The 8,701-nt window shown below is 67.4% G+C and carries 7 protein-coding genes and 1 riboswitch; of the genes, 3 read left to right on the top strand and 4 right to left on the bottom strand.

The window, feature by feature from the left end; genetic code table 11:
* Nucleotides 1–99 precede the first annotated feature (99 nt).
* Nucleotides 100–1,047, bottom strand: coding sequence for an oxygenase MpaB family protein (locus ACFWPX_RS23400; RefSeq protein WP_378929081.1), 948 nt, complete (start codon nt 1,045–1,047; stop codon nt 100–102).
* 138 nt (nt 1,048–1,185) lie between these two features.
* Between ACFWPX_RS23400 and ACFWPX_RS23395 the strand changes: the two genes are divergently transcribed.
* Complete coding sequence (locus ACFWPX_RS23395) at nt 1,186–1,863, top strand: TetR/AcrR family transcriptional regulator (RefSeq protein WP_378929080.1); 678 nt, start codon at nt 1,186–1,188, stop codon at nt 1,861–1,863.
* Here the strand turns inward: ACFWPX_RS23395 and ACFWPX_RS23390 are convergent.
* The 3 genes from ACFWPX_RS23390 to ACFWPX_RS23380 form a co-directional block, all read right to left on the bottom strand.
* The gene (locus ACFWPX_RS23390; RefSeq protein ID WP_378929079.1) at nt 1,826–2,971 is read right to left on the bottom strand and encodes a homoserine O-acetyltransferase; all 1,146 of its coding nucleotides are present in this window, start codon (nt 2,969–2,971) and stop codon (nt 1,826–1,828) included. The two genes, ACFWPX_RS23395 and ACFWPX_RS23390, sit on opposite strands and share 38 nt — an antisense overlap.
* Nucleotides 2,968–4,284 (bottom strand): bifunctional o-acetylhomoserine/o-acetylserine sulfhydrylase, encoded by a 1,317-nt coding sequence (locus ACFWPX_RS23385; RefSeq protein ID WP_378929078.1) that lies wholly within the window; start codon nt 4,282–4,284, stop codon nt 2,968–2,970. The genes ACFWPX_RS23390 and ACFWPX_RS23385 overlap by 4 nt, the downstream gene beginning before the upstream one ends.
* Nucleotides 4,285–4,367: 83 nt before the next feature.
* A riboswitch (SAM riboswitch) is annotated at nt 4,368–4,478 on the bottom strand.
* 64 nt (nt 4,479–4,542) lie between these two features.
* Nucleotides 4,543–5,265 (bottom strand): TetR family transcriptional regulator, encoded by a 723-nt coding sequence (locus tag ACFWPX_RS23380; protein ID WP_378929077.1) that lies wholly within the window; start codon nt 5,263–5,265, stop codon nt 4,543–4,545.
* A gap of 134 nt (nt 5,266–5,399) precedes the next feature.
* On the opposite strand from ACFWPX_RS23380, the gene ACFWPX_RS23375 reads away from it, so the two are divergent.
* Both ACFWPX_RS23375 and ACFWPX_RS23370 read left to right on the top strand, forming a co-directional pair.
* Entirely contained in the window at nt 5,400–6,893 is a 1,494-nt protein-coding gene (locus tag ACFWPX_RS23375) for an MFS transporter (protein ID WP_378929076.1), read from the top strand.
* A 439-nt stretch (nt 6,894–7,332) separates the two neighbouring features.
* Nucleotides 7,333–8,550, top strand: a complete 1,218-nt coding sequence (locus ACFWPX_RS23370) for an NADP-dependent isocitrate dehydrogenase (protein WP_067447965.1) — start codon at nt 7,333–7,335, stop codon at nt 8,548–8,550.
* Nucleotides 8,551–8,701: the final 151 nt, after the last annotated feature.

Here is an 8,701-nt window from a genome sequence, read left to right as displayed (position 1 = left end):
TGTTCCGTGTGTTCCTCGCGCCCGAACTAATCATTCTGTTTCGTCCTTTTAACACCCACGGTTCGGTTTTTGCTCTATCCCCCGGTTCTGTTTCAGAGTTCAGGCGGAGGTTTTGTCCCACAGGCTGCGGGTGCCGTTGCTGCCGTAGAGCGCGCGAGCATCGCTCGGGCTGATCGTCGACCGGGTTCGCGGCGTCGCGGCGCCGGCGTGGGCGGCCAGGATCTGTCCGGTCATCTTCGCGACGTACGGGCTGGCCATGATCAATCCACGGTTGGCGCGACGTGCGGCCGCCCAGACGAGCACCTTCCCCGGGATACGGACCACGGCGTCCACGACACGAGGCATGTCGAATCGGCCCAGCTCGCGCATCCAGGTGGGCAGCGTCGAGATCGTCGCCAGCGACAGCACACGACCACCGGCCGCGAACGTCATGCCTTTGCTCACCGACGGCCACAGCAGGAAATGCATGGCCTCCACGGCCCGCTCGCTGACGCACAACTGCGGCCGAACGCGCTCGAAGTACGCGCGCACCTCGGCACGATTGCGCGGCACATCCGAGGGCTTGCAGGTCTGTAGTTCGGCGGCGATCACGCACTCGGCCCAGTACCGGTCTTCTTCGGCCGGACTCAGCGGCCCCGGCCCGAACATCTCGTAGGCCTTGAGCACAGAATGCCACCCGGTGACGTGGATCCACAGCTGGGAGTCGGGGTTGTTGGCGCTGTAGCGCTTGCCGCTGATCGGTTCGATGCCCGTCATCGGCGCGTGCACCTTCATCAGGTGTTCGGCGGCCTGGATGGCGGTGCGGCCGTCGCCGAGCGCGACCAGAAGGAAGTAGGACAGCGTGTGGTCGAGACGGGTGGCGGGATTGTCGTAGATCCCGTGCGAATCGGCGACCGCGGCGGTCAGGAACGGATCGAAGTGCTCGAGGGTGACCGCGCGCTGGAATCCGATCAGCGCGGTCGGCGCCGCCCACACCTTCCAGGTGGGGGAATCCGGCCCGAAGAAGCCGTAGTCGTCGCGACGCAGAGTCGACGCATCGAAAGCCATTGCACATGCCCCTTTGCAGTGCGAGGAATATTGAATACAACACCACCGTAGCAATCACTCGACGTGAATACAACGGTTGCGTAGGATTCGTGACGAAGGATGGCGGGTATCGTCGGCGAGCGAAAGGCAGGTGGGCGGGTGACTTCGACGCAGGAGCAACGACCTCGGCGCCGCTATGCACCGCGCCTGCCGCCGGAACAGCGCCGCGCGCAACTTCTCGACGCCGCGTTCACCGTCCTGGGCAGGATGGAACTGCACGAGCTGAGCATGGAGGCCGTCGCGCAGGAGGCCGGCGTCGGAAAACCCGTGCTGTACACGGTGTTCAAGACCCGCGCCGAACTCGTCGAAGCGCTGCTGGAGCGCGAACGCGAACGCGGACTGGATCAGATCGCCGACACGCTGCCCGCAGACCTGCTCGGCGCCGACCCATTGGCGGCTGCCTCGGCGACCGTCGAAGCGTTCGTCGGTGTGGCACTCGCGAATCCGACTCGCTGGCGGCTGATCCTCGCCACCCCGGCGAGCGCGCCCGACGAATATCGTGCGGCTCTTCGTGCTTCGCGTGCCGAAATCTTGGAGCGCGCGGAATCGCTTGTCCGCATGGGCATCTCAGTGCTGCCGAAGTGGTCGGGCATGGACGCCGGGCTGCTCGCGAGCTCGACCCTCACCATCGCCGAAATGCTCGGTCGGCTCGGGGTCAGCGAGCCGGAAGAGTATCCGCGCGAACGACTTCAGGCCTACGTCCGCTCGATCGTCACCCTGCTGACCGGGGGAGTGAACGTCAGCGGTTCTCCCGCGCGAGGCGCATCGTCTCGGTGAGCAACTTCGACACCGCGGCCGCCTCGGTGAGGAACCCGTCGTGCCCGTCGCGTGAATGCACGATCTCGAGACCCGCGCAGCCCGGCAGCCCTTCGGCCAGTTCGGCCTGGGTGTGCAAGGGGTACAGGCGGTCCGAGTCGACCCCGCCCACCACGCACGGCACCGACGTCGAAGCCAGCGCGGCAGCGACACCGCCGCGCCCGCGACCCACATCGTGGCGGTTCATGGCCTCGCTGAGCAGCACATAGGTGGCCGGATCGAAGCGTTGACACAGCTTGTCGGCCTGGTGCTCGAGGTAGCTCTGCACCGCGTACCGTCCACCGGTCCACGGGTCTTCGTCGCCCTGGGCCTTGTTGGTGAAGCGGTGGTCGAGTTCGCCTTCGGTGCGGTAGGTCAGGTGCGCGATGCGCCGGGCCAGCCCCATGCCGGTCATCGGCGCGCGGCCGGTGCCGTGATAGTCGCCGCCCTGCCAGTCGGGATCGGCCGTGATGACGGCCATCTGGGTGGTCTGGGTGCCGATCTGATCGGCGGTGGCGCGAGCGCCGACGGCCAGCACGAGCGCGGCACTGACCCGCTCCGGCAGGCCGATGATCCACTCGAGCACCCGCATGCCACCCATCGAGCCGCCGACGACCGCGCCGAGCCGCTCGATCCCGAGCACCTCGAACAACCGCGCTTCGGCGTTCACCTGATCGCGGATGGTCAGTTCGGGAAACCGTGCGCCCCATGGCTTTCCGTCGGCCGCCAGTGCGGACGGGCCGGTGCTGCCCTTGCAGCCGCCGAGCACGTTGGTCGCGATCACACACCACTCGTCGGTGTCGATCGGCGCGCCGGGCCCGACCATGCCTTCCCACCAGCCGGGCGCCCCGTCGGGCCCACCGACGACATGAGAGTCGCCGGTGAGCGCGTGTTCGACGAGCACCACATTGTCCAGGGTGGGCGAGAGCTCGCCCCAGCGTTGCACCGCCAGCCGCACATCGGGGATAACGGCGCCGTTCTCCAGCGCCACGTCCCCGATGGCGACCACGCCGACACGCCCGTCCGGGGGTGGCAGCAGGGCCACCCCGGTTTCGGGTCGGGCGATCGGCGATTCGGTGCTCACAGTCACGTCGTCGCCGCCGCGAACCCGGCGCGCAGATCGGCCAGAATGTCTTCGATGCCCTCGATGCCCACCGCGAGCCGGACCAGGCCGGGAGTGACGCCGGCCGCCAGCTGCTCTTCGGGCGTCAACTGCGAGTGCGTGGTCGACGCCGGGTGAATCACGAGTGAACGCACATCACCGATGTTAGCTACATGGCTGTGCAGGCTGAGCGCGTCCACGAACTTCTTGCCCGCATCGACACCGCCCGCCAGCTCGAACGCCACGATCGCGCCCGCACCCTTGGGCGCCAGCTCCTCGGCCCGCGCGTGCCAGGGCGAGGACTCGAGGCCCGCGTAGAACACCGCGTCGACGCCCGGCTGCTCGGCGACGAACTTCGCGACCGTCTCGGCATTGCTGACGTGCCGCTCGACGCGCAAGCTCAGCGTCTCGATGCCCTGCGCGATGAGGAACGCGTTGAACGGCGAGACCGCAGCACCCAGATCGCGCAGCAACTGCACGCGCGCCTTGAGCACGAACGCGGGCGCGCCCAGATCGGCGAACACCGCACCGTGGTAGCTGGGGTCGGGCTCGGTGAAACCGGGGAAGCGCGCGTTGCCGTCGGCGTCGCGCACGGTCCAATCGAACGTGCCGCCGTCGACGATCACGCCAGCCACGGCCGCACCGTGCCCACCCAGGTACTTCGTCGCCGAATGCACGACGATGTCGGCGCCGTGGGCCAGCGGCTGGATCAGGTACGGGGTGGCGACGGTGTTGTCGACGATCAGCGGAATGCCGTTCGCGTGCGCGACACCGGCGATGCCGGGGATGTCGAACACCGCACTGCTCGGGTTGGCGATGGTCTCGCCGTAGAACGCCTTGGTGTTGGGCTGGATCGCCGCTTCCCACTGCGCGAGGTCATCGGGATCCTCGACGAACGAGACCGTGATCCCCAGCTTGGGCAGCGAGTAGTGGAAGAGGTTGTAGGTGCCGCCGTAGAGGTGCGGGCTGGACACGATGTGGTCGCCCGCGCTGGCCAGGTTCAGGATCGCGTAGGTCTCCGCGGCCTGGCCGGAGGCCAGCAGCAACGCCGCGACGCCACCTTCGAGCGCGGCCACTCGCTGCTCCACCGCGTCCTGGGTGGGGTTCATGATCCGGGTGTAGATGTTGCCCGGCTCGGCGAGGCCGAACAGCGCGGCGGCGTGATCGGTGTCGCGGAAGGTGTAGGAGGTGGTCTGGTAGATCGGCAGTGCCCGCGCGTTGGTGCTCGCGTCGGGGGCCTGGCCCGCGTGGACCTGCTTGGTCTCGAAGGACCAGTTCTCGGGCAGGGAAGAGTCGGTCATGTCGTGCTCCAGTGGGGTGTGCGCCGGGGGGATCTCGTCAACTGGGTCGGATCGACGGGCAACAACACATGGGGGCCTCCTGCAATGCGCGCTTGCTCTCGACTTTCGAGAGCCCGGTCATCACCCGGAGCACCCCACCGCAGCTGGAGGGTTGCCGACCAGCGAGCCGGGGCTTGGCGCTGGTACTCATGACCTTGCCGTCATGTTAACCGGACACCTCCCGCGCGCGGAAACTTCCCCCGCATTTCACGCCGAAGATCACTCGTCGGCCGGTGTGCCGAAGCCTGGCGTGTCGTCCACCGGTGCGCCACAGACCTGCCGCAAGCCGTGGTAGGCGCGCAGCACGGCGTCGCGAGTGACCCGAACAGCTACCGTCGGTGACCCGCTCAGCAGTGCTTGTTCGGTATCGGCGACCGAGATGTGGCACAGCATCTGCCAGATCCCGGCCACCAGCTTCACCTTGAAGTCGTCCGGTGACGTGCCCATCCGCTGCGCGAGCTCGGTGCACACCGCGACGTTCTTCTTCTCCGCGTATTCCAGCGCCCGCGCGTTGACCGACTGGCTGGTGCGCATGATCCGCTGCATCTGCAGGAACTGGCGGATGAACCGGATACCGTCCGCGTCTGCCTCCGCCTGGACCACCGCCAGGTAGGCGCCACACAGTGCCTGGAGTTCGTTGCCGGTGTTCGGTTGGGAGCGCAGCGCGACGGCGACGGAGACCCCGAAGTCGTCGATCGGGGCCAGCACGATGTCTTCCTTGAGCGCGAAGTACCGGTTGACAGTGCGCGGTGACACGTCGGCGCCCGCGGCGATCTGCTCGACCGTCGTCGCGTCGAAACCCTGGCTATCGCACAAGTCGAGCCCGATCGCGACGATCGCGGCCTTGGTCTGGAGCTTCTTGCGTTCACGCAAGCCCAGCGGCGCGTCGGCAGCCGGTTCGGTCGTCCGGTCGGCGCTGATCGGAGTGGTCGAGTCCAGCATCCCACCAGCCTACCGTGTCGGCCGCTTTTTCTGTCCAGGAAAGCCAATTGGCGCGTTCAGACATTTTTCTCTTGACGCCAATTGTCGCGTAGTGCCAGGATTGGTCGACGCCAATCGAGTGACGAGGAGTCGTGGTGACCGGCACCGAGCTAGAGACGAAACACATTGATGCCCAACAGAATTCGATGCGGTGGTGGGCGCTGGTCGTGCTCTCCGCCGCCCAGTTGATGGTGGTGCTCGACGCCACCGTGATCACGATCGCCCTGCCGTATGCCCAGCGGGACCTCGGGATCAGCGACGGGGACAAACAGTGGGCGCTCACCGCGTACACGCTCATCTTCGGCGGGCTTCTGCTGCTCGGCGGACGGATGGCCGACTACCTGGGCCGACGCCGGATCTTCCTGGTCGGCCTGGTCGGCTTCGCCGCCGCGTCGGCGCTGGCCGGGCTCGCCCAGACCGGCCCGCAGTTGTTCATCGGCCGAGGTCTGCAGGGCGCGTTCGCCGCACTGCTCGCCCCTGCGGCCCTGTCGCTGCTGTCGGTGATCTTCACCGATGTGCAGGAGCGGTCCCGCGCGTTCGCGGTGTTCGCCGGTATCACCGCGGGTGGCATCGCGTTCGGGCTCATCGTGGGCGGCGCGCTCACCGAGTTCGCGTCATGGCGGTGGACGCTGCTGATGAACACCCCGATCGCGCTCATCGCGGTGGCCGGTGCGGTCGCGGTGATCGCGCGTGATATCCCGGTGCCCCGAACCGGCGGCTACGACCTGCCCGGCGCCGTCACCGTGACATTCGGCTTGGTCTCCATCGTCTACGGGTTCAGTCGCGCCGCTGAACACGGCTGGCTGGCGGGCAGCACCCTCGGCCTGCTCGGCGCGGGCTCCGCCTTGCTCGTCGCGTTCGTCCTCATCGAGGCGCGCTCGGCGAATCCGCTACTGCCACTGCGAATTCCGGGTGAGATCAATCGCGGCGGCGCATTGCTGGCCGCGCTGCTGATCCCGATCGCGATGTTCGCCATGTTCTTGTTCCTCAGCTTCTACTATCAGAACACCCTCGGCTATTCGCCGCTGAAGGCGGGCATCGCGTTCCTGCCGTTCCCGGTGGGCATCGGGATCGCGGCGGGCATCACCAGTTCGTTGATGCCCAAGTTCGGGCCGCGTCCGCTGATGGTGGTCGGCGCGCTGCTCGGCGTCGTCGGGCTGCTGTGGCTGGCGCAACTGAGCTACGGCGACGGGTACGCGCTGAGCGTGCTGCCCGCGCAGCTGTTGATGGCGCTCGGGATGGGGCCATTGTTCGTCGGCATGCAGGCCGTCGCCCTGCATCAGGTCGACGCCGAAGACTCCGGCGTCGCCAGCGCCTTGCTCAATGCCGCGCAACAGGTCGGTGGTGCCGTCGGCACCGCGCTGCTGACCACCCTGTCGGTCCAGGCCGCCGAGAACTACGTCACCGACAACCCCACCGTCGACCACCTGATCGAACGCGCCTCGATCTACTCCTACGACGTCGCGTTCTATATCGGCGCCGGCTTCTTCCTCGCCGCCGCCGTGGTGATCGCGGTGATGATCCGCGACAAGCCGGAGAACTTGATCGAAGGCGACGAACACGCGGCCGCTGTGCCGATCGCGGTCTGACCTGGTCGAGCGGGGCCCCCGGCCCCCGGTGGGGTGGCGGGGCCCGGGGGGGTTACCCCCCCTATACGGGGCACGGGCCAACAGGGGGCCCGCGCCCGCGCCCCCCGGGCGGGCCGGGCCCGCGGCCGGCCCCCCGCCCGCGCCGGGGGGCCGCGCCCCGGGGCCCCCCCCCCCGGCTGTGTTACCGCCCAGTAGCCGGTCAAGGCCCGATCGGGTGCCGACGCGCGGTCGAGGCGGCGTAGCTTCGAGGAGTCCCGCACAGTGGGGCCTCCCATCGCGGTGAGGTGGGGGACAGCAGTACGCTCGTCTTGTTTGCACCACACGTCCCGCAGACAACGCGGGGCATATACGTTGTCTGTTGGAACTGCTGGGGTCCGCTCACAAGCGTGTTCGCCTAGCCGTGCAATAAGGGCACCCACCGAGGAGGACACGAAGATCCATGTCCAAGATCAAGGTTGAAGGCACCGTTGTAGAACTCGACGGCGACGAGATGACCCGGATCATCTGGCAGTTCATCAAGGACAAGCTGATCCATCCCTATCTCGACGTGAACCTCGAGTACTACGACCTCGGCATCGAGTACCGCGACAAGACAGACGACCAGGTCACCGTCGACGCGGCCAATGCCATCAAGAAGTACGGCGTGGGCGTCAAGTGCGCCACCATCACCCCCGACGAAGCGCGGGTGAAAGAGTTCGGCCTCAAGAAGATGTGGCGCTCGCCCAACGGCACCATCCGAAACATTCTGGGTGGCACCATCTTCCGCGCGCCGATCATCATCTCCAATGTGCCCCGTCTGGTGCCCGGCTGGACCAAGCCGATCATCATCGGCCGTCACGCCTTCGGCGACCAGTACCGCGCCACCGACTTCAAGGTCTACGAGGCCGGCACCGTCACCCTCACCTTCACCCCGGAGGACGGCAGCGAGCCGATCATCCACGAGGTCGTGAAGATGCCCGAAGACGGCGGCGTCGTCATGGGTATGTACAACTTCAAGAAGTCCATCGAGGACTTCGCGCGGGCCTCGTTCAACTACGGCCTGCAGCAGAACTACCCGGTGTACCTCTCCACGAAGAACACCATCCTCAAGGCCTACGACGGCATGTTCAAGGACACCTTCCAGGAAGTCTTCGACGCCGAGTTCAAGGCCGAGTTCGACGCGGCGGGCCTCACCTACGAGCACCGCCTGATCGACGACATGGTCGCCTCCTCCATGAAATGGGAGGGCGGCTACGTCTGGGCCTGCAAGAACTACGACGGCGACGTGCAGTCCGACACCGTGGCCCAGGGCTTCGGCTCGCTCGGCCTGATGACCTCGGTGCTGCTCACCCCGGACGGCAAGACCTGTGAGGCCGAGGCCGCGCACGGCACGGTCACCCGGCACTACCGCCAGCACCAGCAGGGCAAGCCGACCTCGACCAACCCGATCGCGTCGATCTTCGCCTGGACCCGTGGCCTCGAACACCGCGGCAAGCTGGACAACACCCCCGAGGTGATCGGCTTCGCGCAGGCGCTCGAGGACGTGGTCATCAAGACCGTCGAGGGCGGTCAGATGACGAAGGACCTCGCCGCGCTCGTCGGCGGCGACCAGGGTTACCTGAGCACCGAGGAATTCCTCGGCGCGCTGGACGTCAACCTGGCTCGCGCACTGAAGTGATGTGCTGCCTTTCGCGCTGAACCGCGAAACCGCACGGCTGTAAGAAGCGGGGGGGGGGGGGGGGGGGGGGCGGGGGGGGGGGGGGGGGGTGGGGGGGGGGGGGGGGGGGTGGGGGGGCGTTGTCTCGGAGAGGTGGAGAGGGAGGGGTAGG

The sequence above is a fragment of the Nocardia sp. NPDC058518 genome, from assembly GCF_042719655.1.
Lineage (GTDB): Bacteria > Actinomycetota > Actinomycetes > Mycobacteriales > Mycobacteriaceae > Nocardia.
Note: the sequence above shows the minus strand (reverse complement) of the source record. Positions and strands in the feature narration are given on the sequence as shown.

Bases quoted from the DNA above. Each gene is read 5' to 3' on its own strand.
- ACFWPX_RS23400 (WP_378929081.1), bottom strand. From the start codon at position 1,047: ATGGCTTTCGATGCGTCGACTCTGCGTCGCGACGACTACGGCTTCTTC.
- ACFWPX_RS23385 (WP_378929078.1), bottom strand. From the start codon at position 4,284: ATGACCGACTCTTCCCTGCCCGAGAACTGGTCCTTCGAGACCAAGCAG.
- ACFWPX_RS23380 (WP_378929077.1), bottom strand. From the start codon at position 5,265: ATGCTGGACTCGACCACTCCGATCAGCGCCGACCGGACGACCGAACCG.
- ACFWPX_RS23370 (WP_067447965.1), top strand. From the start codon at position 7,333: ATGTCCAAGATCAAGGTTGAAGGCACCGTTGTAGAACTCGACGGCGAC.